The following is a 25,008-nucleotide window of genomic DNA, read 5'->3' as shown; positions in this document are numbered from 1 at the left end:
CCAGTGGGCGCCATCTGCTTTATGGCGCGCACTGGCGGCGGTTGGATCGGTGATGGCTTGGTCGTGATGGACCGTTTTAGAGTGTGATCGACCGCCGTCTTCGCCTGAGGCCTGAACGGATACAGAGCGGCGTAAAGCCCTCTAGGACAAGCATAGGACACGCGAAGATGACCAAGGATAGCATCGGCATTGATATCTCGAAAGCCAATCTCGACGCCCATCGCGCCAAGACCGGTGAGACGGCCCGGTTTGCCAATTCCCCCACCGGTCTGCGCGCCCTGCGCAATTGGATTGGGGCACAACGCCCCGATCTGATCGTCTATGAAGCGTCCGGTCCCTATCACGCAGTCTTCGAGCGCGCATTGGCCGCAAGCCTGCCCCTGGTCAAGGTCAATCCCCTGCAGGCACGCCGATTTGCCCAGGCACGGGGAACCCGGGCCAAGACCGATGCCGTCGATGCGCGTATGCTGGCTGCCATGGGCGTCGCATTCGATCTTATCCCCAATGGACCCCAGCCTGAAAATCAACACGTTCTCAAAGAATTGCAGATCGCGCGCATGGCGCTTATCAAGGACCGTACACGCCTGTTGAACCGGCAAAAGACACAGACCTTGGCCCTGACCAGGCGCCAGACCAAGTCAAGGCTCGATCAGATCAAGCGGCAACTCGCCGAGTTGGACGGTGAGGTGCTACGGCTCGTGCGCCAGTGCCCCAACCGGGCCCGGGCCTTCGATATCGTGCGGTCCATTCCCGGAGTGGGGCCGATCACCGCGGCTGCCATCCTGGTCGAATGCCCCGAAGTCGGAACCATGACCTCAAAACAGGCCGCAAGCCTCGCAGGTCTCGCCCCCATGACACGGCAGTCGGGACAATGGCGCGGAAAGGCCTTCATTCAGGGTGGACGCAAGATCCTGCGGGACGCCCTCTATATGCCAGCTCTGGTCGCAGCCCGATACAATCCCGACCTCAAACAAAAATACAACGCCATGATCGGTGCAGGAAAACCCCCAAAACTCGCCCTGACTGCCCTGATGCGAAAGCTCATCGAACTCGCAAACGCTCTCATCAAACAGGACCGCAACTGGCAGCCAAAAAGCGCTTGATCAAGACGGATACTCTAAACAAAAGGCCCGCCAACTATTCCGGTTGCGCGGGCCTGTTCCTGAATGCCAGGTGCCGCTAGCTTTGCACTGACGCCCAGCTATTGGTGCGTTCGCTGGCAAAAATGGCATCGAGCACCGCCATATTGACGATCGCATCGGCCACATCGTGCTCAAGCGGCTCTTGTGCGGCAATCGCCCGGGCAAAGGCATTGGCCTGCTCGGTATACTGATCGCAGGCCGGCAAAATCTCCCGCCGCGCCAATTCGCCTCCCAGGCTTTCCCCCTTGTCGATCACAATCGCGGTGTGATGATCGGCCGGCGGATTGAACGGAATTTCGAGCTCGAGGCGGCCCGATGGCCCAAGGATCTCGAGAGACTGGGCCGGTACCAGCTGGGTGGCGCTGGTAAAGTTCAATTGCCGCCCCCTGCCGAAATCGAGCAGCACGCTGGCGAGCCGATCGGTGCCGAAACCGGGATCGCGATCGATCAGTGCCAGGGCGCGCTCAGGTGCAGCCTCAAAGAAATACCGCCCCGCCGTCACCGCATAACAGCCGATGTCGAGCAGCCCTCCGCCACCGATCTCGGCCTGGTTGCGCACATTGTCCGGTTCGACATTGTGATAGGCGAACAGGGCCCGGATCGCCTTGATCTCCCCCAACTCGCCGGACCGCACAATCTCTCTGGCCCGCTTCCACTGGGGGTGATGGCGCACCATGAAGGCTTCCCCGATCAGGATGCCGTCCGGCACCGACCGCAGCCGTCGGGCATCCTCGGCGGTGATCCCGATAGGCTTTTCACAAAGCACATGCTTGCCCTTGCTGGCCGACGCCAGTGTAAAATCGACATGCAAATGGTTGGGCAGAGGATTGTAAACGACATCGATTTCAGGGTCTTCCAGCAACGCCTCATAACTGCCGTATGCTCTTGGGATGGCAAACCGATCGGCAACGGCCCGTGCCCGCCCCCCATCGCGCGATGAAATGGCAACGACCTCGGCATGAGGCGATTTGAGCAATCCGGGAATGACGTGATTGATGCCAATGCCTGCTGTGGACAAGATGCCCCAGCGGATTTTTTCGTCCCTGCCCATTGGTGGCTCCTCTAAATGGGGTTGAATGATTGACCAGGGCGGTCGGCACGGTTGACCTTCAGGACTTACCGCCCGCTTGCACGGCCCTGAGCGCATCGGCCACCAGGGCATGATCGTCAACATCGGTCAGGCCACTGACAGTGGCCGCCCCGACAACGCCTGCGGAGCGCACGGTGATGGGAATGCTGCCCCCGCTGGCGACATAGTCGGCCTCGGGAATGCGCCAGCGCTTGGAAAAATCCCAGTTCTTTTGCTGGGCCTCGATGCGCATATAGAGCGAGCTCTTGTGAAAGCGCACCGCCACAGCCCGCTTGCGCCGCACCCAATCGATATTGTCGGGCGTGGATCCGGGCATGAGCGCCAGAAAGACCGGAGCATTGCCATGGGAGACTTCAATGGCAATCGGCATGCTCTGGCGTGTTGCAACATCGCGGATATGCGCGCCGATAGCCCAGGCGATCGCATAATCGAAGTGCTCGAGAACGAGGCTCTGGTGTTGGGAGATCAGCTCTTCGAGCGTGGGATCGGTGGGGCGCATTGGAATGTCCTTGATTTTCGGGCTACATGGCGGAATAGCCGCCATCGACGGTGACGATAGCGCCGGTGATGAAGGCGGCAGCCGGCGAGCATAGAAACAGGGCCGCGCTGGCCACATCGTGAGGCTGACCCCATCGCCCCATCGGCGTGCGCTCGAGAATGGTGCGGGAGCGTTCGGGGTCGTCGCGCAGACCCTGGGTAAGAGGCGTTGCGATCCAGCCGGGCGCCACGGCGTTGACGCGGATATCGTCGGACGCATAGGCAATGGCCAGCGACTTGGTCAGTTGCGCGATGCCGCCCTTGCTGGCCGCATATCCGGGCACAAGCCCGCCTCCGAAAAACGAAAGCATTGAAGCCATGTTGAGAATGGCCCCGGTCGGCGATCTGGCCAGAGCGGGCCGCGCCGCCGCGCAGCAGCGCATGGAACCGTTAAGGTTGACCTCGACAGTTTCGGCGAAAACCGCCGGGTCGAGCTCTTCGCCGCGCCGGATGATCCCGGCGCAATTGACGAGGCAATCGAGCGCGCCCATGGCCCCGATCTCGGTTTCGACAGCTGCGCCATCACGCACATCGAGCGTCATGGCGGCCGCGCCGGACAGTTGAGGATCGGACGACAGGGCTTCGATTTCCCGGTCGCTGACGCCTGTGATGGTGACATTGGCCCCGGCCGCAACAAACCCGCGCGCGATCGCCGCGCCAATCCCCGAGCTGCCGCCCACCACCAGGACGCGACGGCCGCCATACCACTCCTGCGCCCATGAAAAGCTGACCGGATCGGTTGCCATCGTCGGGCTCAACGTATGAACCGGTCGAGGTAGTCAGCGCCCAGTCCCACCGATTCATAGTGTTCGCGGCACATGTCGATCTTGGAGAACACGTCTTCATATCCCGTGTGCCTGTCGTCGGAATCGAGATAGATCATCGAGCCGGTGATGTTGAAGAACGTGATCATTTCCGGGCACTCTTCCGGCACCACGAGCGTATGGATTTCGCCGGGCGGTTCAAAGACGTACGAGCCGGTCTCGGCGACCCAGTCGTGCTCGAGATAGTGCCAGCGTCCCTTGATGACATAGCCATGCACGGGATTGGGGTGCAGGTGACGCGAGAGCACGCCGGAGCGCCGCACCCGCAAAAGATTGCACCACTGCCCCGCCAGCGTGTTGAGCATGAGCGGGCGAAACCACACGCCCTCGGCCTGCGGCACCCAGACGCGCTCGTCCTCGGGGATGGCGGGCACGGCAATTTCGGCAGCGGACAGCACGTGCGTCGAACCATTCATGTTGCGATACATAAATCGTCTCCGATGACTGGAGGATCAGCCCTTGGCGCCCTGCGCGGCTTTCCAGGCGCGATATTCGTCTTCGGCCGCTTCGCTCAAGGGGTAATATTTGCGCAGATCGCCGCCCTGCGAGAGGCGAAGGCGCGAAAACTCCTCCCACTCAACGTGATGGCTGCAGCGCTCGATCAGTTCCTCGGCCATGGCGACGGGCACCGAGACGACGCCGTCGTCATCGGCGACAATGATGTCTCCGGGCATGACCAGGACATTGCCGCACGCCACCGGCACGTTGACGGCAAAGGGAATGATTTCGGTCTGGGCGTGATAATTGGGCGTCACGCCCCGCACCCAGATGCCCAGATCGAGTTCCTTTGCCTTGGCCGAATCGCGGATGCAGCCATCGACGACGATGCCCGAGCCGCCGCGACCGGCCAGGAATGTCAGCATCATTTCGCCAAAGATTCCGCTCGCCATATCGGCGCGCGCATCGACAACGACCATGTCCCCCGCCTGCGCGGGATAGAGCACGTGGCGATGCAGCTGCAGTTCGGGGTTCTCGTATTCCCCCGCGCCATAGATGTCTTCGCGCTTGGGCATGCATTGAAGGGTAAGGGCGGGTCCGGCAACCGAATAGCCCTGGCGCAGCGCATTGGGTCCGCGCATATGCGGGTTTCGAATGCCCATGAAAGAGAGTTCGCTGCTGGCCGTCGCCGATCCGATTGTTGCCAGTGCGTCGCAGATGTGTTTGGCGGGACGTGTTATGTCCTTGATTTCCGATGGAGCTTGCACGGCGTGCCTTTCCTCTAAATGTGTGTCTGTCGGCGCCGTCAGATCCAGCCGCCGTCAGCGATATGGTTCTGACCGGTGATTGCCGAGGCGTCCTCTGAGCATAAGAACAGCGCCAGCCGCGCGATGTCGTCGGGCATGAGCCGGCGCTTGAGAGCCTGACGGTCCTCGCGCATGGCATCGGCCTCGGGCGTGAGCCATTTCTCGATCTGCCGTTCGGTCATGATCCATCCCGGAGAAATGGCGTTGACCCGGATATCATCGGGGCCGAAATCGCGGGCCAGGGATTTGACAAGGCCCAGTATGCCTGCCTTTGCGGCCGTATAGAGCGGCATGCCACCAAAACCGGCCAACCAGGAAATCGAGCTCATGCAGATGATCGATCCCCCGCCCAGTCCGCGCATGTCTTCGATCACCGCCTGGGAGGCAAAGAACTGGTGGCGGAAATTGACCGCCATTAAGGCGTCGAAGTCCTCGGGCGTGACATCGAGCGCCGGGTGGCGGTCGTCGCGTGCGGCGTTGTTGATCAGGATCGCTATAGGTCCCAATGCGCTCCGCAGATCGGCAATGCCTTTACGCAGGGCGGCAATGTCTGTGATGTCCACGGCGAAAAATCGCGCCGACTGACCCGACCCGCTTAGCTGGCTCTCGAGCGCTTCGCCTTCGGCCCGGTCGATATCGAAAAAACCGACACGGGCGCCCTGGGCGGCAAAGGCGCGCACAATGGCGGCGCCGATGCCACTGGCACCGCCGGTCACGAGGACGGTCTTGCCTTCAAGATCGGGATAGATCGCAGTCATTTTTGCCTCACGCGCTGAGCCTGACGCCGGTTTCGGCATCGAAAAGATGCAACCTGTCGGAATTGAACCGCACTGGCAACGCGCTGCCCGGACGGTTCGAAATGCGCTCGCGGAACACCCCGCTGATATCGGTCCCCGCAACGGTGAGTGTGACGTGGGTTTCCGAGCCGGTCGGTTCGATCGTAATGATCGTGCCGGCCAGACCGGCATCGTCAAGAATCAGATCTTCCGGCCGGATGCCCAGCTTGACCGCCTGGCCCTCGACCGCGCCGCGCGTCTGGCCCAGAGGAACGGTCGTCCCATCGCGCGCGACGAATTGGCCATCGGTGATGCGGCCTTCGACGATGTTCATGGCCGGCGAACCGATGAACTCGGCGACAAACAGGTTGGCCGGTTCGTCGTAGAGTTCGAGCGGGGTGCCGATCTGCTCGACAATGCCGTCATGCATAACCACGATCCTGTCGGCCATGGTCATCGCTTCGATCTGATCGTGGGTGACGTAGATCGTCGTGGTCCCCAGCCGCTGATGAAGCGCCTTGATCTCGGTGCGCATGGCAACGCGCAATTTCGCATCCAGGTTCGAAAGCGGCTCATCGAACAAAAACACTTCGGGGTCGCGAACGATGGCCCGGCCCATGGCCACGCGCTGACGCTGCCCGCCCGAGAGTTGGCGCGGATAGCGATCGAGCAGCTTTTCGAGCCCCAGGATACGCGCTGCATCGTCAACCCGGCGCGCAACCTCATCCTTGGGGGTGCGCGCCAGATGGAGCGAAAACCCCATATTCTGGGCGACCGTCTTGTGCGGATAGAGCGCATAGCTCTGGAAGACCATGGCGATGTCGCGCTGTTTGGGTGGCAGATCGTTGACGACCCGATCCGCGATGGAAACCGTGCCGCCCGAAATCTCCTCGAGCCCGGCGATCATCCGCAGCAGCGTGGATTTCCCGCAGCCCGAAGGGCCGACCAGTATGACAAATTCACCGTCGGCTATGTCGAGCGAGACCCCGTGCAGAACCTCTACCGCACCGTACGCCTTTCGCGCTTCCTTTATCGATACCGTACCCATTGTCAGTTCCCGTCTGTCGCGTTGGCTTGGTGTGAAATGGCGTTCAATCGTCCCATTCTGGCGCCTTGTCGGGATCGATCATGCGGCCACCCTGATCGAGCGCCCGGATCGCCGCCATATCGTCGGCGTCGAGCGTGACCCCGATCGCCGTCATGTTTTCCCGCAAACGGTCCGGACTGGACGAGGCGGGGATGACGACATGACCCTCGGCCATCAGGAAGGCCAGAGAGATCGCGGCGGCTGTAACGCCATGCTTTTCGCCAATTCTTTCCAGAACGGCGTCCTTGCTGACCTTGCCCTTGGCCAGCGGCATATAGGCCGTGAGCGGCAGGCTCTTTTCTTTGGCGTAGGCCGTGAGCTTGGGCGATTGAAGGAAAGGGTGCAGTTCCACCTGGTTGGTGCTCAAGGCACCGGCACCCAGCAGCGTCTCGGCCTTCTCGAGCAGGGCGATCGGAAAGTTGGAAACGCCTATGCGTTTCGCCCAATCCTTCTCCTGTGTGTGCGCGAGGGCAAGCATGTAATCCTCGAAAGGCACCGCATCCTTGTCCGATGGCCAATGGATCAGCAACAGATCGACCCCGTCCACGCCAAGGGTCTCAAGGCTCTTTTCGACCGAGGGCAGGAAATCGGCCTTGGCCAGGTTGGTATCGGCGACCTTGGTGGTGATAAAGACCTCCGAGCGCGCCAGCCCGGATCGGCGAACCGCTTCGCCGACGCTGGATTCGGTATCGTAGCTTTGCGCCGTATCGATGTGGCGATACCCGATCTCAAGCGCATCGAGAAGGGCTGAAACGCCGTCCTCGCCCGTGCGCCCGAACGTGCCGAGCCCGAGTTTGGGGATGCCATGGGCGGTTGTTGCGATCATTGTTGCGAACTCCTCAAAACGTCTCGAAATTGGCCGGTTCAGCCCTTGGTGGCTCCGGCCGTCATGCCGCCGACGAACATGCGCTGCATGGACAAAAACAGCACGGCGATGGGGACCGTCATGATCATGGACGCCGCCATGACCGCGCCCCAGTCGGTGTTGAACTCGGTGGTGAATTCGGCCAGCCCGATCGGCAGGGTCTTGACCGAGGAATCGGTGGCGAAGGTCAGCGCGAAGATGAACTCGTTCCAGGTGGTGACGAACGAATAGACCAGCACCGCGATGATCCCGGGGATCGAGAGCGGCAGGGTGATCCTGAACAGGACCCCGATGCGCGAGGAACCGTCGATGATGGCCGCCTCCTCGAGCTCGACCGGGATCGAGCGGAAATAGCTCGTGAGCATCCACACGGCCAAGGGCAGCGTGATGATCATGTAGACCAGGATCAGTCCCAGATAGGTGTTGACCAGCCCCAGCGTGCGCAGGGTGACAAACAGCGGCACGATGATGGCGGCCGTCGGCAGAAGCTGACCGATCAGAACGAAGGACTGGTAAAACGTCTTGCCCCTGAACTTGAACCGCGCAAACCCGTAGGCGGCGAATATGGCGATGAACAACGCCAGCCCCGTCGCGCCGAACGAGATGATCAGGCTGTTGAGGAAATAGCGCGGCACATTGGATTCAAACAGAACCGTGCGGTAGTTCTCCAGGGTGGGCATCGCGGGGAACCACACCGGGGGAATGGTGTAAAGTTCGCGCAACTCCTTGATCGACGACATCCACATCCACAGGAACGGGAACAGACACACCGCGGCCACGAGCGCGGCACAGACATAGATCAGGGCAAGACTTGCTTTGGACCGTTTCACAGCGCCTTCTCCTCTCGGGCCGATGACACTCTGATGTAGATGGCCACGATGATCATCACCGCTGCAAAGAACAGGACCGACAAGGCGGCAGCCTGGTTGAACTGGACCGATTCAAAGGCGAGACGGAAAATCTGGATGGGCGTGATCAGGGTCAGATTGGCCGGGCCGCCTCGGGTGATTGCGTAGATCGTCGTGATGTGGTTGAGCGCCCAAATCACCAGCAGCAGCGTGACGGCGAGGATGACCGGACGCACCTGCGGCAGGGTCACATGCCAGGTTTCGTCGAGAAAGTTGGACCCGTCGACCCGCGCGGCTTCGTAGAGATCCTTGGGGATCGATTGCAGGCCTGCGAGCACCATGATGGAAACGAACGGAAACAGCTTCCAGACGTTGATCGCGATCATTGCGGGCATCACCGTATCGGGATTGGTGAGCCAGCCCACCGGCTCATCGATGATGCCGGGCGCCGTCAGCATGTAGTTGATGATGCCGAACTCGGTATGAAACATCCATGCCCAGGTCAGCGCCGCCACGATGCCGGGCACCACCCAGGGAATGACGGCGATCGAGCGCAAGATACCACGTCCGGGAAATTTCTCGTTGAGAAGGATGGCCGTTGCGGTGCCGAGCACGACCTGAAGGACGACCGAGCCCCCGACCCACCACAAGGTGTTGGTGAAGGCGATCGGCGTGGTGCGCGCCCCCAGGACCCGCTGGAAATTATCGATGCCAACGAAATTGCCCTGCTGATCGGTGACGCTGAGCAGACCCGTATACATGACGGGGTAGGCAACCAGCATGGTCAGCACGATCAGTGCCGGCAGTGCAAAAAGAAGGCCCGGGGATATCCGTCCCATGACGACATGCTCCAGATTTGATTGGAACGGGATGCCGGCCAGCCAGGCCGGCATCCCTTGAAAGGCTCAGTACTGGTCCAGGAGATCCTGGATATCGAGAGCCGCATCATCCATCGCGGCCTGAGCGTCCTGCTGTCCGATCAGAATCCGCTGGATGCCATCGAAATAGGCCTGCGTGATCTGTACCCATGCCGGGTGCGTGGGCACCGGCTGCGTAAAGGGCAGCACTTCGCGATAGGGGGCCAGCTGCGGGTCCTGGAAGCGCTCCATATCCATTGCCGACTCACGAGCCGGGAAGGTGTCGGTGTAAACACCCATGTTTTCCGGCTGCGCCATCCACTCGATGAAGATCTTGGCTTCCTCGGGATTGTTGGCGTCGGTCGGAACGATGAAGCTCCAGCCGCCAAGGATCGCGGAGGTATTGGCACCTTCCGGATGCGGCATTTCCATCACGCCCAGGTCGATATCGGGATTTTCCTGTTCGATCGATGCAATATCGAACTGGCCGGCCTGATACATCGAAACGGCCTCGGCAATGAACAGCCTACGGTTGGCCGTGCCGTCATTTTCAAGCGTCGAAGACGGAGACACCCCATGCTCGACGAGCATGTCGGTATAGAATTTGACGGCCTCGACGGCCTCGGGCTGGTTGACGGTCGCCTCTGAGCCGTCTTCGGAGATGATCGACCCGCCATTCATCCAGATGAAGGGCAGCGACCGGAAGATCGTGTTGCCGACCTCGCCACCACCGGTGATCGCAAAGCCATACTGGCCATCACCGGTCAGCGCGGTCGCGGCCTCGACCAGCTCGGACCATGTCTGGGGCGGGCTGTCGGGGTCGAGCCCGGCCGCCTCGAAATGACCGCGGTTGTAGATCACCGCCAGACCTTCGGCCCGGAAGGGAAGGCCATAGGTCTCGCCCTCCCAGCGCACGTAATCGAGCGCTGCGGGAATGAAATCGTCCGGATCGTTGATGATATCGTCAAGCGGCATGACCAGGCCGTTCTGGGCATATCCGGCAATCCAGCCGTGCTGGACATCGATGATGTCGGGCGCCGAACCCGACTGCAGGGCCGTGATGACGCGCTGGGGCAGGCCGTCGGACGTCGTCTCCTCGATCACGATATCGATGTCGGGATGTTCGGCTTCAAATTGCGCGACGAGCTCGGTCGCCCGTGGCGCATGGAAATTCGGGGACCACCAGGTGACCGTCCCGGCCATCGCGGTTCCGGCCATCATGGCCAGGGTCGATGCACTTGCCGCCAAGACGGCGGTCTTTCTGAAAATCGTCATGTTCTCCTCCCTGGGCGAAACATTCGCCAGTTGGGCTCGATATCCGAGCCGTCCAGATCACCGTTCGGCGATATCTGCCGGAGCGGGCAATGGCCGCTCCCGCCGCCTCCACGGCGCAACCACTCTCCCAAGTGGCAAACCAATTTCAGTTCATATTTGAACTTAACCAGTTCTACTGATAACTATGGTGCAAAAAATCCCCGCTTGTCAACTGCGCAGACGCACGGGGATGGGCTGTCAGTCGTCGCTTTTATCGAATGTGGCCGCCCCGCCGGCGATGCCGGCTGTATTGATCGTCCCGTTGAACAGCGGAACGTCGGTGGCGACGTAGGGAAACTGCGCGCAGGCCTCTTCGATCAGCTCGACACCGAGCCCTGGCGCCGTCGGCGCCAGCAGCGCACCGTCCTCAAATTGCAGCGTTTCGCGGACCAGTGTCTTGCGCCAGGGCACGTCCACCGACACCGTCTCGAACACCATGAAATTGGGAATGGCGATCGCTGTGTGAAGCGTCATGGCGTTCATCACCGGACCGACCGGATTGTGCGGCGCCACCGGAATCAGGCTGGCATGGGCCATATGGGCGATACGTTTGGTTTCGGCCAACCCCCCGGCATGGGACACGTCCGGCTGCAGGATATCGACAGCCTCTTTCTGCAGGGCCTCGACAAACCGCGACGGCTCGTACCAGCGCTCCCCGGCCGCAATGGGCACCGGACTGGCGCGGCGCACCTGGGCCAGGGCATCGATGTTTTCGGGCGGTGTAGGCTCTTCGATCCAGGTGAGATCATAGGGCTCCAGCGCCCGGCACATGGCGATGGCCGTGGGAACGTTGAGACGTCCGTGAACGTCGAGCATGAGATCGACGTTCGGTCCGACGGCCTCGCGCACGGCCGCAACGATATCGATCGTTTTGGCGCGCTCGGCCCGCGTCATCTCCAGATCGGCGGCATCGAAGGGGTCCCATTTCAGAGCGCCATACCCCATCGCGACCGCTTTGCGCGCCAGGTCGGCGTACTGATCGGGGGTCGTTGCGCCGAAATACCAGTGATTGGCGTAGCATTTGACGCGGTCGCGATAACGCCCGCCCAAAAGCTCATAGGCCGGCACGTTGAGCGCCTTGCCCTTTATATCGAGAAGAGCGGCATCGATCGCCCCCAGCGCCGTTCGGAAAACGGCCCCCGTGCGCCAGTAGCTGTCGCGATGCAACTCTTCGATCAGCGCATCGCTGGTAAACGGATCGCGCCCCACCACCACGCGCTCGAGCTCTTCAAGCGCGGCGACGACCGTGAGCGTTTTCCATTCCAGCGTTGCCTCGCCAACCCCTTCAAAGCCTTCATCGGTATAGAGTTTGACGAAAACGAAATTGGTTCGCTGCACATTGGCGACAAACGTCTTCAGCCCCGTGATTTTCATTGCCCGGCCTCCCTGACGTGCGGTTCGAACACCGCTTCGAGCATGTCTCGATAGTCACGCGCGCTCGGCTCGCGAGGGTTGGTGGCGTGGCTGTGGTCGGCAAGCGCGCGCTCGATGAGCCAGTCGAACTGCTCGCGCCGCACACCAAGCGCGGCAAGGCCCGGCGGCATATCGAGGCGTCCATTGAGGGCCTCGAGCGCATCGGCAAGATCCTCGTGCGGCCCGAGCCCCATGGCCATTTTGAGCCGATCCATCTTGTCGCCCACCGCCTGTGCGTTGAACCGCACGACAACGGGCATGAGCAACGCATTGAGCGTGCCATGATGGAGTTTGGGTTCGGACAAGCCACCCAACGCGTGGCTGAGCGCGTGCACGGCGCCAAGCCCTTTCTGAAACGACAGCCCGCCATGAAGCGCGCCGATCATGAGCTCGCTGCGCGCCTCGATATCGTTTCCGCTCTTGTAAGCGATTTCGAGATTGCGCCATATCCGGCTCGCACCATCGAGAGCAATCGCCTCGGCGGTTGGATTGAAGCGTGGCGAAAACAGGGTTTCGATACAATGCGAGAGCGCATCGAGCCCTGTAGCGGCGGTCAGGCCGGGCGGCAGGCCCAGCGTGAGTTCGGGATCGCAAATGGCACGACGCGGGATAAGGTAAGGGCTGATAAAGCCGAGCTTGCGGCCATCCTCGAGCGTCAGGAGCGCAGCGCGCCCCACTTCCGCGCCCGTTCCGGCCGTCGTGGGAATGGCGATCACCGGCGCAACCGCCGACGTGATCCGTTCAACCCCGCCATAGATGGCCGCGTAGGTTTCGAGCGCCCCGGCATGGGTTGCCGTAAGCGCCACGCCCTTGGCCAGATCGATGGGCGAGCCGCCCCCGAGCGCAACGACCCCGTCGCACCCTTCCTGCTCATACAGTGCACGCGCCGCCGAGACGGCGTGTTCAGTGGGATTTGACGGCGTGTCGAGGAAAGCGACAGCATCGGGCAATTGCGCCATGACCGTGTCGAGCAGCCCGGTGCCGGCAAGCCCGCGATCCGACACCACAAGCGGCCTCTTGACCGAAAGCTCCTTTGCAGCCGCCGCCAGTTCGCCGACCGCGCCCACGCCAAAATCGATGGCTGTCAAATATGTGATCCGCGCCATGACCGGCTACTCCCCCCTGATCCGCGCAATGGCGTCAGCCTGGAAACTGTTGGGCGACATTTCCATAAGTTCGATCCTGTGGCCGTCCGGATCCGCGATCCAGGCCTGACGGTTTCCATCGGCGCCATCGACGACCGGCTTGGCAAGCTCGACACCGGCAGCTTCCAGCTCCCTGGCAGCGGCCTCGATATCGGGCACTTCGAGACACATGTGATTGTATCCCGTTCTTTCCGGTCCGGGCACGCCCACACCCTCTCCTTCTGGAAAGATCTCGAGGTATTGGGTGTCGCTTATCCGCAGATAGACGATCCACAGCTTTCCGTCTCGATCGAGACGGAACATTTCTTCAAACCCCAACTGCCCGACATAAAAGCCCAGCGTGGCCTCGATATCGGTCACCTTGATGGCGATGTGGGTAATGCGGCTGACTGTCAGCATGAACGATTGGCCTCCCTGGCACTGTGACGCCCGGTCGGGATTCGATCCCGGCCCGAACCGCCTTGCAGACCCTGCGCCTCCTCCGGGCAGAAACAGGGCGATAAATTCACATTTGAACTTTATCAGTTCATATCGCTATGCTAGATGGACAACACCGATTGTCAACTGGAGTTTCCCGACGCATGGCCGAAATCGCCGAAGACAGCGCCAGCAAGCACACCATTCCCGTGATCGATCGGATGATGGAGGTCCTGACCGCCATCGAGCAGCGTCCCGCGGGACTGACCATTCGTGACCTGACGAGTGAGCTCGGCCTGCCACGCACCACCGTCTATCGCATCGTCAACACCCTCCAGCACCACGAAATGGTGCGGCGCGACGATGCGGGGATCTACCATCTCGGCCGTCGCCTGCTCACCTTTGCCTCCCATGTTGCCTCGAGGGCAAGCGAGCTCGATCTTGTGGCCATCTGCCAGCCTCATCTTGATCGGCTGGCCAGCGACCTCGGCGAGGGCGTCAAGCTCAGCGTGATCGATGACGATGGCATCCTCGTCCTCGCAGCGGCACAGGGGCGGCGCGAATATGCGCTGACCGTCGCTCCGGGACAACGCATGCCCATTCATGCCGGTGCGGCCAGCAAGCTGCTGCTCGCCTCTCTCGAGCGTGATGTTCTCGATTATTGGCTCATCAAGCCGCTGGCGGCCTATACCGGCCGGACCATCACCGACCCCAAGAGATTGCGCAGTGAACTCGCCCGCATCCGGCGGCTGGGCTGGGCCCAGGACAAGGGAGAGAACGCGCCGTCCATCCACGCTTACGCGGTGCCGGTCAGAACGCGGTCCGGGCGCATGGTTGCCGCGCTGAGCGTCCCCTTTCTGGCCGGGACCGAGCCCCGCCGCATGGAGGAGATCCGGCTGGCTGCACTCGAAACGGCCCAGGCAATGACAAAGGACATGCCCGAATAGGGCTTGGGGGAGAAAACCATGAAGATCGTTGACCTGCGATGCGCCATCATCGGCAAGAGCCCGGTGGTGAGGATCGTCACTGACCAGGGCATTTCGGGCTATGCTCAGGCCGAGACCTGGAAGACCTATCTCAAACCCCACATTCTGGCCCTGCGCGATGCCCTGCTTGGAGAAGATCCAAGGCTGGTTGAACGCGTGATGCGAAAAATTCGCCAGCGTGGCGGTTTCAAACCCTGGGGCAGCGCCGTGAGCGTCATAGAGATGGCCCTGTGGGATATCGCCGGCAAGGCCGCAAATGTTCCGGTGCATCGCCTGTTGGGGGGCAAGGTTCGTGACAGCGTCAGGGTCTATAACGGCGCCGTTCGCTTTCCGCTGGCCGGCCATCGGCCGCAAGATTATGCGGCCGATCTCAAGGCGATGATGCAGTCCCCCGAAGGGTTCACCATCATAAAGCAGCCGATCGGGTTTCACTCGGACATGAAACGCGCCGTGCCCGATTTCTACTATGGGGATCCCACCGCCAGCCCCTTGCATGGCGCCCTTGACCGCGGCCCGATAACCGAAAAGGGTCTCAATCTGTTTGTCGATTGCGTAGCCGCGATGAAGGAGGTGGCAGGAGACAAGGTTGGCCTGGCGCTCGATTGCGGTCCGGGCTGGATGCTCTCGGACGCCATAAAGCTCGCCCGCCGTCTCGAACCATATTCGCTGATGTGGATCGAAGATCTTCTGTCGGGCGATTACACGCCGTGGGTGGATGCCGGCAGCTACAGGGACCTCACGCGTGGCTCGACCACGCCCATTCACACCGGCGAGCAGATTTATCTGCGGCACAATTTCAAGGAGCTGATCGAGCGCAATGCCGTGCACGTCGTCGGCCCCGACCCGGCGGATGTGGGCGGGATTGCAGAACTCAAATGGATCGCCGAATTTGCCGATATCCACGGCATCATGATGGCGCCCCACGGCACCGCCAATGGCCTGCTCGGCCTGGGCGCCCTCGTTCAGGTCTGCGCCACCCTGCCCGACAATTTCATCGCATTCGAATACACCACCGGCGACCCCGCCTGGTGGTACGACATCGTTGAGGGTCTGCCCGATCCCATTGTGGTCAATGGCAAAATCGCCGTGTCCGAGCGCCCAGGCATGGGCGTGGACCTGATCCCGGAACGGGCAAGACCTTATCTGGAGCCGGACGACCAGGCCTTTTTCGACTAGAGCCATTCAGCTTAGGGTGAGCCGAAAATGGCGGTTTTCGAGAGTGATGACCGGCTACAGAAGGTCCGGTGGACCTTCTGTAGGGAAGAACGCCCCGCGAGCTTAAGCTCGCGGGCTATGAGCGGAGCGTACGTTCGGGTACGTGAGCACCGGAAGCGCAGCAAACTGCCATTTGCAGGCCGCCATCAGCTGAATGTCGATTGGTCCTAGCACGCCCCGGCTTGCCCGGCCGGTATGGACATCACCGCAGCACTGCCTCAGTCGAGGACTCTTGCCTGGGGCCTGTCGCTGGCGCGCGAGAGTTCGGCGTGCCAGTGGCCGCTCTCGTCCTCCCAGGCGATGCCCGTGGTCTCGCCCGGCTGCAACTGCTTGCAGGCCGCCCGCCGCGCCGCCCCGAAGGCCGCGTCATGGGTCGGAAATGTTTCCGAAAAGGTCCCATCCACCCGATAGGCCCAGCCGCCGTCATGTTCGACGACCCGATAGTTCACAACGCTCATTTCATCGCTCCTGTCGCTCGATTTTCATAATGTCACCGGTGCAACACGTCCTGCCACTCCGGATGCCGCCCGATCTGCGCTTTGGCGAACGGGCACAGCGGCATGATGGCGACGCCGTCGCGACGCGCATCCTCGATCGCCTGGCGCACCAGCCGCTCGCCAACCTTGCGGCCGCGCAGCGCCGCAGGGACTTCCGTGTGGTCGATGATGATCAGTCCTTGGCCGGCCCGGCTGTAGGTCATCTCTGCCTCGATGCCATCGATGATCAGACGGTATCGCCCCTTGGACGGACCATCCAGCCGCTCGACCTTCTCCTCGCCGGCCGGCTGCGCATGCGTTGCCAGCGCGGCATCCGGCGTGCGCACCTTTCGCGGCTGACCATGCGCGCATTCGAGAAGATCGCGGTCCCATCCGCCCAGATCGGCCGCCGCCTCGTAGGTCGAGACGAGGAACGCCATCAGGGTCTCATCGGGATCGGCCGCCGACTGCACGGCCGCGTAGGGCAACACGAATTCGGACATGCCCTCGTGCCAGAACGCGGCGTCGGGCTGCACGGCCGCCGCGCGATAACCGCCGGGCGCCGGATAGGCGTAGGCATAGAAGGCCGGATAATCGATCCCGCCACCGCCCGGCCAGAAACCGGCCGACGACACCTCGCGATCATAGGCCTCCTGGGCCACGTCATCGGGCAATGCCGGGATCCCGGCAGGATGCAGCGGCGCGCGCCGCCCCGAAAAGCGCGTGACGGCCAGATCGAGAGCGCCCCAAAACAGATGAACCGGACTGGACTTGCCCAGAAACGCGGTGCGAAAGCGGTTAAAGACCCTATCGACGGCGATCAGGCTCTGGTGGAAGCTTTGCACGGCTTGCCGGTCATAGGGCCGGTCGCGGTCGTCCTCGGCGAAGGGAACCGGAAACGGCACCTCGTTGGGGCTGCCGTTGAAGGTCGGGGTCCCCCCAAGGTCCGAAATCAGCTGCACGAAGCGACCATGAAATGTCGCGACCGTCGATGCCCCCAGATCAAACGATGCCTTGCGGCCATTGCCGCAGGTGCCCACGACCCTGTGCTCGCGAAGGTCGAACAGGATTTCGATGCCCGGCCCGTCGGGAATGGGCGAAGAGGCCAGACCGCTCGGGGTAACATAAAAGGTCGCGTTCCAGGAATGGTTGAGCCACGGCGTATGGGCCAGCCGGTACTTTCCGGCGATCTGTAAATAGAGGTGGAGAGCCGAACACGTTTCACGCCAGCTCAGATAGTCGAGTTGGGGCCAGTTGCTCATTGCTGTTCCTTTCGGCTTTTTGCCATCACTCGGGAAGCGGGATGTGTTCATCGCGGTCGTTGACGGGCAAATCGAAACGTCCCTTGCCCCAGTTCGCGGCGCGCCATTCTGCCTTGGCGCGCTCGATGCGCTCCTGGGAGGAGGCAACAAAGTTCCACCATATATAGCGTGGCCCGTTGAACGTCGCGCCGCCCAGGATCATGAGCCGCGCCCCCTGATCGCCTGCGGCGACCGTGATGCGGTCCCCCGGCCGGAACACCATCATCTGCGAGGCGGCGAAATCCTGTCCGGCCACCGAGATCGAGCCCTCGACGATGTAGATGCCCCGATCCTCGTGATCGTCCGGCATGGGCAGCCGGCTTCCCGGATCGAGTTTCACATCGGCATAGAAGGTCTCCGAGAGCATCTTGGCCGGCGCGCTCTTGCCATAGGCATTTCCGAGAATAAGCCGAACCGAAATGCCGCGATCCTCGATCATGGGCAGCGCCGCCTTGCCGTGATGCTCGAAGCTGGGTGCCACATCCTCATGGCTGTCCGGCAAGGCCAGCCAGGTCTGGATCCCGAACAGGCTGTTCGGGCCGCTTCGCGCGGTTGCCGAGGTGCGCTCGGAATGCGTCACGCCCCGCCCTGCCACCATCCAGTTCAGCGCGCCGGGACTGATGACCTGATCGGCGCCGGTGCTGTCACGGTGATGGAAGTCGCCCTGGAACAGGTAGGTCACCGTGCCCAGCCCGATATGGGGATGGGGCCGCACGTCCACGCCCTGCCCGGTCAGCAATTCCGCCGGTCCGGCCTGATCGAAGAAAATGAACGGACCGACCATCTGCCGCTTCGGCGCGGGCAGCGCGCGCCGGACCTGAAAATCGCCAAGGTCGCGCGAGCGCGGCACTATGAGGGTCTCGATCGCGTCGATTCCGACATCGTCGGGGCAGCCTGGTTCGATTGCCGGGTTCCAGCTCATATCGTCATCCTTTCCGTCCCCATGGTCCGATCTGGCCTGGACGTCGTGGTATCTGGCAGTCAGCCTTGCCGCTAGCGCCGTGACCCGCTGAGCTGTGTCGCAGCAAATGCAACGCCAGGCTCCCCACGCGCCAATCCATCGTCAGCGCGCGACGGCCACAAGGCACGGGTCTTCACCAAGGCGCTCGATCAACAACTCGGTCAATATCCTTATCTTTCGCGAGGGGTGCTGCCCTGGCGGCCGAATGACGAAAACCCCTGCCGAAGGCACCGGGTAGCGTGTCATGATCGGAACAAGAGCGCCCGAGGCGACATAGGTGTCGGTGACGCAGTCGGGCAGCCACGCGACCCCCAACCCGGCAGCAGCCGCCGCCGCGAGCGCGATGCCGTTGTCCGCCTTGTAGCGTCCCTGCGGATTGATGGTGACGATTTTGTCGCCGTCCACAAATTGCCAGGCTTCGGTGCCCTGCATCAGCGCTTGGTGATAAGCGATCTCTGCCGGCGCCTCAGGTGCGCCATGCTCGGCAATGTAGCTGGGACTGGCGAGAAACTTTCCATGGATCGCGCCCACACGCCTGGCAACCAGATTGGAGTCCTGCATATAGCCGACCCGGATCGCGCAATCGAAACCCTCGGCGATGAGGTCGACAAAGCGGTCGCTGTAAGATGAGTGAATGTGAAGTCTTGGATGGCGGCGCGCCAGATCCGCCAGAACCGGAGCGAGATGGGTCGGACCGAATGTGAGGGGCATTGCGATACGCAGGCGGCCGGTAAGATCACCGGAAGGCTGGATCGTTTCCCTGGCCGCATCGATCTCCGCGCCCACTCTTGCCGCATGGTCGCGAAACGCAACCCCCGCTTCGGTCAGCGCCGCGCCGCGCGTGGTTCGGGCAAGAAGCTGGACGCCAAGCTCCGCCTCGAGCCGGAAAAGGCGACGGCTGACCACCGACTTGGACACGCCAAGCCGACGCGCGGCAGCCGATACGCCTCCGGCATCGGCCACTTCCACAAATATCCGCAAATCGTCAGTGTCCATCCAGCGTTCCCCGTTTCGCTACGCAGTGTAACTGGAGCGCGCTCTAGCGTGCCGCCGAAAGCAATGCCATTGTATAAATTCCAGGCAGTTTGGCGTCACGCATTCGCTTTGGTGGCACCGTCTCCAAGTTGCCGGACCAACTCAAGCCTGGTCCCTGCCAAGGCGCAAGAAGGAAGCAAGAACGGCACCAACCAGGCAGATGCTGCACCGCAGAGCCTGCGGCGTTGACTAGTTTATGGTCGGACAGGCGCGCCAGTCGCCTCCATCGTCCAGGATGCCCACAAGACGTCGCAAATGTCCGATAGCCCTCAGGACGCCGGCGATCCACAGGCCCGGGGCAACACATGAGCACCGTTATAGACAATCCCGCCGCACATCGTTTCGAGTTGCCGATAGAGGGCAGCGATGGTGAAATCGCAGCCGCCTATTATCGCATGGAGGATGGCCGGTTGATCCTCACCCATACCGATGTGCCGTACCGGTTCACGGGCCAGGGGGTCGGCTCCCGGCTCGCCCGGGGTGTATTCGATACGATCCGGGCGCGCGGCGACAAAGTCGTCCTGCGCTGCTCTTTCATGGGTGCCTATTATGCCCGCCACCCTCAATATTCCGACATCGTTGTCGGCTAGAGCGTGTCCAGCAAGAGTGAGAAGGGTTTTGCGGTTCCGACACGCGACAAGACAAGGGTTTAGAGCCAGGGATTTGAGTCAATCAAACCCTTGGCTCTAAACCGCTTTGGCTACCCGTTTTTGCCGTGCGTTCCCTCCAAACGGCCAACATAAAGGACCCAAAAATGCCCAAAGGATCGGACCTTCTTGTCGCAGCGCTCGAAAACGAAGGCGTTGAACGCATTTTCGGCGTGCCCGGCGAAGAAAATCTCGACCTGTTGGAGTCGTTGCGGACCTCCGGCATCGAGCTGGTTCTGACCCGCCATGAGCAGGCCGCCGCTTTCATGGCGGCGACCCATGGTCGGCTCACCGGCAAGCCCGGCGTCTGCCTCGCCACGCTCGGCCCGGGGGCGCTCAATTTCTCGACCGGCGCCGCCTACGCCCATCTCGGTGCCATGCCGATGATCCTCATCACCGGTCAGAAGCCGGTGATGAGCGCAAAGCAGGCCCGCTTTCAGATCGTCGATATCGTCGCTTCGATGAAACCGCTGACCAAGATGACGCGCCAGATCGTCAGTGCCGCCGCCATACCCTCGACGGTGCGCGACGCCTTTCGCGTCGCCATGGAGGAGCGGCCGGGACCGGTGCATCTCGAACTGCCCGAGGATGTTGCGGGCGCCGAGGTCGCAAACATCTCGGTCATGGCGCGCCACACGGTTGACCGCCCTGTAGCCAGCGCCGCCGCACTCGAGAGCGCGGCCGAAATGATCCTTTCCGCCAAGCGCCCGCTCGTGATGATCGGCGCGGTGGGCAACCGGCCCGCGCTGGTCGAAGCGCTTTCGGCATGCGTGAGACGCACGAGGCTGCCTTTCTTCAACACCCAGATGGGCAAGGGCGCGGTCACCGGCGGCTCGAACCTCTACATGGGCACTGCGGCGCTTTCGGAAGGCGACTATGTGCACGAGGCTGTCGATCGTGCCGACCTGATCATCGCGATAGGTCACGACACCATCGAAAAGCCGCCCTTCCTCATGAAAAGCGCGGGCGGACCGAAGGTCATCCATGTCGGCTACCAGTCCGCCACGGTCGAACAGGTCTACCATCCCGATTTCGAGGTGATCGGCGATATCGGGGCCACGATCGAAGGACTTGCCGAGCGGCTCGAGGGAAAACTCTCGCCCGACGAGGGGATGCTCGAACTGCGTCAGCGTATCCTCGCCCGCATCAACGACCGCACCACCGAAGAGCGCTTCCCGCCCACGCCGCAGCGCATCGTCCACGATGTCCGACAGGTGATGCCGGAAGACGGCATCGTCTGCCTCGACAACGGCATGTACAAGATCTGGTTCGCCCGCAATTACCGCACCCATGTCGCCAACACACTGCTGCTCGACAATGCGCTCGCCACGATGGGCGCCGGCCTGCCCTCGGCGATGATGGCGGCAATGCTCTATCCCGACCGACGCGTCATGGCAGTGTGCGGCGATGGCGGTTTCATGATGAACTCCCAGGAGATGGAAACGGCGGTGCGGCTCGGGCTGAACCTTGTGGTGGTCATCCTCAACGACAAGGCCTATGGCATGATCCGCTGGAAGCAGGCGGTCGACGGCTTTCCCGATTTCGGCATGAGCTTCGGCAATCCCGATTTCGTGCGCTACGCCCAGGCCTATGGTGCAAAGGGTTCCCGCGTCAGCGCGGTCGAGGATCTCGTGCCCACGCTCGAGGCCGCCTTTGCCGGCGGCGGCGTCCACCTGGTCGATGTGCCGATCGACTATTCCGAGAACACCCGCGTTCTCGTCGACGAGCTGCGCAACCGCAGGCCCGATGTGCAACTCGCGTAATCGAGCGAAGGGAGACCAACAATGCTGACAGTCGTGCAGGCATTCGATCGCGCGCCGATCGCCGAAATCGAAACCGACGATGCCGCCGCGCTGGAGCGCAAACTGCAGGCGGCGGGAAGGGTCTTTGCCGATCGCGACGGCTGGCTGAAGCCCCACCGGCGCATCGCAATCCTGCGCAAGCTGGCCGCGCTGATGGAAGGCAGGCGCGATCATCTTGCCATGCAGATCGCCCGCGAAGGCGGCAAGCCGCTGCCCGATGCCATCATCGAGACCAACCGCGCCATCGATGGGGTCCACAACGCTGCCGACGAGCTGCGCAATTTCGCCGGCCGCGAGATCCCCATGGGACTCTCGCCCGCCGCCGAGAACCGCTGGGCCTTCACCACCAGGGAGCCCATCGGCATCGTCGCGGCGATTTCCGCCTTCAACCATCCCCTGAACCTGATCGTTCATCAGGTCGCCCCGGCCATCGCGGTGGGCTGCCCGGTCATCGTCAAGCCGGCCGCCACGACCCCGCTCTCCTGCATCGACTTCGTGGCGCTCGTCCGCGAGGCGGGCCTGCCCGAGCCGTGGTGCCAGACCTTCATCACGCAAGACAACGCACTGGCCGAAAGTCTGGCCACCGACAGCCGCATCGCCTTCCTCAGCTTCATTGGCTCGTCCCGGGTCGGCTGGTCGCTGCATTCCAAGCTTGCCCCCGGCACGCGCTCGGCGCTCGAGCATGGCGGCGCCGCACCCGCCATCGTCGACCGCAGCGCCGATCTCGGCAGGGTGATCGAGCCCATCGTCAAAGGCGGCTACTACCATGCCGGACAGGTCTGCGTGTCGACGCAGCGCATCTTCGTCCATGCCGACATTGCCGATGATTTCACCCAAAGGCTCGTCGCCCGCGTGGAAAAACTGCGCACCGCCGACCCCGCCCTCGGCGATACCGAAGTCGGCCCGCTCATCCTGCCGCGTGAAGCCGACCGGGTCGAACGGTGGATCGCTGAAGCGCTCGAGGGCGGGGCCACGCTGGCCGCCGGCGGCAAGCGCCTCTCCGGGACGACCCTTGAGCCCACGGTCCTGCTCGATCCGGCCGCGGACGCCAGGGTGTCGGTGCTGGAGGTGTTCGGCCCGATGGTCGCGGTCTATCGCTACACTGACCTTGACGCGGCTATCGGTCAGGCCAACGCATTGCCGACCGCCTTCCAGGCAAGCGTTTTCGCACAGGACATCGATGTTGCCCTGCGCGCTGCCGACCGTCTCGATGCCTCCGCGGTGATGATCAACGATCCCACCGCCTTCCGCACCGACTGGATGCCTTTCGCCGGTCGCAGGGAATCCGGATACGGCACCGGCGGCATTCCCTACACCATGCGCGACATGACCCAGGAAAAGATGATCCTGATGCGCAGAAGCTGACCACCAGAGCCTGTCCGTCCCCTTGGGGACCGACGAGAGCGCGGGGCGGGCTTTGCGCTCTCGTCGGCGCACGGTCCGGCGGGCGGGGTGGACCCGCCGGACGTGGTCAGAATTGGGGATCCACCGCATCCAGAGCGGCACAGACGCCGGCGCCGAAATCGGGATGAACCTGCGCGAAAAGCTCGATCTGGCGTTCGATGATGAAATCGGGAACGCCGCTCATCGCCGCGGCGATGTTGGCGAAAAGCCTGACCTTCTCGCCGTCGTCGAACAGCACAAACAGCGCGCGGGGCTGGCTGAAATCGTCGTTCTCCGCCCGATGATCGAACCGGGTGGCCGGCCCTTCGATCCTGAGCGGCGGCTCGGCGAACGAGCGCTCCTCGATCGGGCCGCCGAAGCTGTTGGGCTCATAATAGGCGTCGGAGTTGGGCGCGTTCTCGAAAAATCGCATCGCCCCGTCCTTGTGATAATGGTGCACGGGGCATCGGGGCCGGTTGACCGGCAGGGCCTCGTAATGCGTGCCCAGCCTGTAGAGATGGGCGTCCGCATAGGCGAAAATCCTGCCCTGGAGCATCCTGTCGGGCGAGTGGCCGATGCCGCGCACGACGTTTGAAGGGCTGAAGGCCAGCTGCTCGATCTCGGTAAAGTAGTTGTCGGGATTGCGGTTGAGTTCGAGCATGCCGATCTCGACCGGCGGAAAATCGGCATGGGGCCAGACCTTTGTCACGTCGAACGGATTGAAGGCCAGTGCGTCCGCCTGCGCTTGTGTCATGATCTGGACCTGCACGATCCATCGCGGAGCGTTGCCGTCCTCGATCGCGCCGAACAGCGCTTCCTGATACCCCTCACGGGTTTTCCCCACGACCGTCTCCGCCTCGGCGTTGGTGTAGTGGCGATGGCCCTGACAGGTCTTGAAGTGAAATTTGACCCAGACCCGATCGCCCGTGTCGTTCCACAGGCTGTAGGTATGGCTGCCATAGCCATTCATGTGCATCGGGCTGGCCGGCAGGCCGCGGTCGGAAAACAGGATCGTTACCTGATGCAGGCTTTCGGGCGAAAGCGACCAGAAATCCCACATTGCCCTCGCCGAGCGCAGATTGGTGCGCGGGTGGCGCTTCTGGGTGTGGATGAAGTCGGGGAATTTGAGCGGATCACGCACGAAAAACACCGGCGTGTTGTTGCCCACCAGATCCCAGTTCCCCTCTTCCGTATAGAACTTGAGCGCAAAGCCACGGACATCGCGCTCATGATCGGCCGCTCCCATCTCGCCGGCGACCGTCGAGAACCGCGCGATCATGGGGGTCTGTGTCCCCGGCTGCAGCACCCTGGCGCAGGTCAGGTGCGAAATGTCGCCCGTCACCGTGAAAACGCCATGCGCACCCCAGCCCTTGGCGTGGACCACCCGCTCGGGAATCCGCTCGCGGTTCTGGTGGGCCAGTTTTTCGATCAACTGCCAGTCCTGCATGAGAACCGGGCCCCGATCGCCGGCCGTCAGACTGTCCTGGTTGTCGGCAACCGGGGCGCCGGCCGTTGTCGTAAGGCGTGAGTTCCGCTCATCGTGCCCAGGCATCGCAAATCCTTCCCTTGGTCCACACCGCGTGCCGTCCGTTCGCCCGACAGGCTAGCGAACTGCGCCGACAGGGCGTCGCAGCCCCTGCGGC

At 62.5% G+C, this 25,008-nt stretch carries 25 protein-coding genes; 6 read left to right on the top strand and 19 right to left on the bottom strand.

Annotation, left to right across the window (positions count from 1 at the left end):
* Window positions 1–167: 167 nt before the first annotated feature.
* Complete coding sequence (locus V6617_RS03700; RefSeq protein WP_338607403.1) at window positions 168–1,103, top strand: IS110 family transposase; 936 nt, start codon at window positions 168–170, stop codon at window positions 1,101–1,103.
* A 76-nt stretch (window positions 1,104–1,179) separates the two neighbouring features.
* Here V6617_RS03700 and V6617_RS03695 read toward each other — a convergent pair whose 3' ends face one another.
* From V6617_RS03695 to V6617_RS03630, 14 genes are all read right to left on the bottom strand, one after another.
* A complete protein-coding gene (locus tag V6617_RS03695; RefSeq protein WP_338609172.1) occupies window positions 1,180–2,193 on the bottom strand; it encodes a Gfo/Idh/MocA family oxidoreductase in 1,014 nt (337 codons plus the stop codon).
* A 58-nt stretch (window positions 2,194–2,251) separates the two neighbouring features.
* Window positions 2,252–2,731 (bottom strand): heme-degrading domain-containing protein, encoded by a 480-nt coding sequence (locus tag V6617_RS03690; RefSeq protein ID WP_338609171.1) that lies wholly within the window; start codon window positions 2,729–2,731, stop codon window positions 2,252–2,254.
* 22 nt (window positions 2,732–2,753) lie between these two features.
* Window positions 2,754–3,515, bottom strand: a complete 762-nt coding sequence (locus V6617_RS03685; protein ID WP_338609169.1) for an SDR family NAD(P)-dependent oxidoreductase — start codon at window positions 3,513–3,515, stop codon at window positions 2,754–2,756.
* Window positions 3,516–3,523: 8 nt separating this feature from the next.
* A complete protein-coding gene (locus V6617_RS03680; protein ID WP_338609168.1) occupies window positions 3,524–4,021 on the bottom strand; it encodes a 2,4'-dihydroxyacetophenone dioxygenase family protein in 498 nt (165 codons plus the stop codon).
* Window positions 4,022–4,045: 24 nt separating this feature from the next.
* Complete coding sequence (locus tag V6617_RS03675) at window positions 4,046–4,798, bottom strand: ribonuclease activity regulator RraA (RefSeq protein ID WP_338609166.1); 753 nt, start codon at window positions 4,796–4,798, stop codon at window positions 4,046–4,048.
* A gap of 38 nt (window positions 4,799–4,836) precedes the next feature.
* Window positions 4,837–5,595, bottom strand: a complete 759-nt coding sequence (locus V6617_RS03670; RefSeq protein ID WP_338609164.1) for an SDR family NAD(P)-dependent oxidoreductase — start codon at window positions 5,593–5,595, stop codon at window positions 4,837–4,839.
* 7 nt (window positions 5,596–5,602) lie between these two features.
* Window positions 5,603–6,661, bottom strand: coding sequence for a sn-glycerol-3-phosphate ABC transporter ATP-binding protein UgpC (locus V6617_RS03665; protein WP_338609162.1), 1,059 nt, complete (start codon window positions 6,659–6,661; stop codon window positions 5,603–5,605).
* A gap of 43 nt (window positions 6,662–6,704) precedes the next feature.
* On the bottom strand, window positions 6,705–7,526 hold the full coding sequence (locus tag V6617_RS03660) for an aldo/keto reductase (protein WP_338609160.1): 822 nt from the start codon (window positions 7,524–7,526) through the stop codon (window positions 6,705–6,707).
* A 38-nt stretch (window positions 7,527–7,564) separates the two neighbouring features.
* Complete coding sequence (locus tag V6617_RS03655) at window positions 7,565–8,395, bottom strand: carbohydrate ABC transporter permease (protein ID WP_338609158.1); 831 nt, start codon at window positions 8,393–8,395, stop codon at window positions 7,565–7,567.
* A complete protein-coding gene (locus V6617_RS03650) occupies window positions 8,392–9,252 on the bottom strand; it encodes a sugar ABC transporter permease (RefSeq protein WP_338609156.1) in 861 nt (286 codons plus the stop codon). Before V6617_RS03650 ends, V6617_RS03655 begins: the two co-directional genes overlap by 4 nt.
* Before the next feature lie 66 nt (window positions 9,253–9,318).
* Window positions 9,319–10,545, bottom strand: a complete 1,227-nt coding sequence (locus V6617_RS03645; RefSeq protein ID WP_338609155.1) for an ABC transporter substrate-binding protein — start codon at window positions 10,543–10,545, stop codon at window positions 9,319–9,321.
* 237 nt (window positions 10,546–10,782) lie between these two features.
* Window positions 10,783–11,958, bottom strand: a complete 1,176-nt coding sequence (locus V6617_RS03640) for a mandelate racemase/muconate lactonizing enzyme family protein (protein WP_338609153.1) — start codon at window positions 11,956–11,958, stop codon at window positions 10,783–10,785.
* The gene (locus V6617_RS03635; protein ID WP_338609152.1) at window positions 11,955–13,103 is read right to left on the bottom strand and encodes an iron-containing alcohol dehydrogenase; all 1,149 of its coding nucleotides are present in this window, start codon (window positions 13,101–13,103) and stop codon (window positions 11,955–11,957) included. Before V6617_RS03635 ends, V6617_RS03640 begins: the two co-directional genes overlap by 4 nt.
* 6 nt (window positions 13,104–13,109) lie before the next feature.
* Complete coding sequence (locus tag V6617_RS03630; protein ID WP_338609150.1) at window positions 13,110–13,541, bottom strand: VOC family protein; 432 nt, start codon at window positions 13,539–13,541, stop codon at window positions 13,110–13,112.
* A 182-nt stretch (window positions 13,542–13,723) separates the two neighbouring features.
* On the opposite strand from V6617_RS03630, the gene V6617_RS03625 reads away from it, so the two are divergent.
* Together V6617_RS03625 and V6617_RS03620 are read left to right on the top strand one after the other, a co-directional pair.
* Entirely contained in the window at window positions 13,724–14,506 is a 783-nt protein-coding gene (locus tag V6617_RS03625; RefSeq protein WP_338609149.1) for an IclR family transcriptional regulator, read from the top strand.
* An 18-nt stretch (window positions 14,507–14,524) separates the two neighbouring features.
* Window positions 14,525–15,721, top strand: coding sequence for a mandelate racemase/muconate lactonizing enzyme family protein (locus V6617_RS03620; RefSeq protein WP_338609148.1), 1,197 nt, complete (start codon window positions 14,525–14,527; stop codon window positions 15,719–15,721).
* Window positions 15,722–15,978: 257 nt separating this feature from the next.
* Here V6617_RS03620 and V6617_RS03615 read toward each other — a convergent pair whose 3' ends face one another.
* From V6617_RS03615 to V6617_RS03600, 4 genes are all read right to left on the bottom strand, one after another.
* Window positions 15,979–16,218: a DUF2188 domain-containing protein gene (locus tag V6617_RS03615; RefSeq protein ID WP_338609147.1), complete on the bottom strand. Its 240-nt coding sequence runs from the start codon at window positions 16,216–16,218 to the stop codon at window positions 15,979–15,981.
* Window positions 16,219–16,250: 32 nt separating this feature from the next.
* A complete protein-coding gene (locus V6617_RS03610) occupies window positions 16,251–17,498 on the bottom strand; it encodes a DUF5996 family protein (protein ID WP_338609146.1) in 1,248 nt (415 codons plus the stop codon).
* Window positions 17,499–17,523: 25 nt separating this feature from the next.
* A complete protein-coding gene (locus V6617_RS03605) occupies window positions 17,524–18,459 on the bottom strand; it encodes a pirin family protein (protein ID WP_338609145.1) in 936 nt (311 codons plus the stop codon).
* Between the two features lie 141 nt (window positions 18,460–18,600).
* Complete coding sequence (locus V6617_RS03600) at window positions 18,601–19,494, bottom strand: LysR family transcriptional regulator (RefSeq protein ID WP_338609144.1); 894 nt, start codon at window positions 19,492–19,494, stop codon at window positions 18,601–18,603.
* 344 nt (window positions 19,495–19,838) lie between these two features.
* On the opposite strand from V6617_RS03600, the gene V6617_RS03595 reads away from it, so the two are divergent.
* The 3 genes from V6617_RS03595 to V6617_RS03585 all read left to right on the top strand — a co-directional run bounded on the left by V6617_RS03595 (window position 19,839) and on the right by V6617_RS03585 (window position 23,347).
* The gene (locus V6617_RS03595) at window positions 19,839–20,123 is read left to right on the top strand and encodes a GNAT family N-acetyltransferase (protein ID WP_338609143.1); all 285 of its coding nucleotides are present in this window, start codon (window positions 19,839–19,841) and stop codon (window positions 20,121–20,123) included.
* A gap of 164 nt (window positions 20,124–20,287) precedes the next feature.
* Window positions 20,288–21,943: an acetolactate synthase large subunit gene (locus V6617_RS03590; protein ID WP_338609142.1), complete on the top strand. Its 1,656-nt coding sequence runs from the start codon at window positions 20,288–20,290 to the stop codon at window positions 21,941–21,943.
* Window positions 21,944–21,964: 21 nt separating this feature from the next.
* The gene (locus V6617_RS03585) at window positions 21,965–23,347 is read left to right on the top strand and encodes an aldehyde dehydrogenase family protein (RefSeq protein ID WP_338609141.1); all 1,383 of its coding nucleotides are present in this window, start codon (window positions 21,965–21,967) and stop codon (window positions 23,345–23,347) included.
* 106 nt (window positions 23,348–23,453) lie between these two features.
* Here the strand turns inward: V6617_RS03585 and V6617_RS03580 are convergent, their stop codons facing one another.
* Entirely contained in the window at window positions 23,454–24,917 is a 1,464-nt protein-coding gene (locus V6617_RS03580) for a catalase (RefSeq protein ID WP_338609140.1), read from the bottom strand.
* Window positions 24,918–25,008: the final 91 nt, after the last annotated feature.

It is taken from the genome of Pelagibacterium nitratireducens, from assembly GCF_037044555.1.
GTDB classification, from domain to species: Bacteria; Pseudomonadota; Alphaproteobacteria; order Rhizobiales; family Devosiaceae; genus Pelagibacterium; species Pelagibacterium nitratireducens.
The sequence above is the reverse complement of the archived record's forward strand: the minus strand, read 5'-3'. Positions and strand labels throughout refer to the sequence as shown.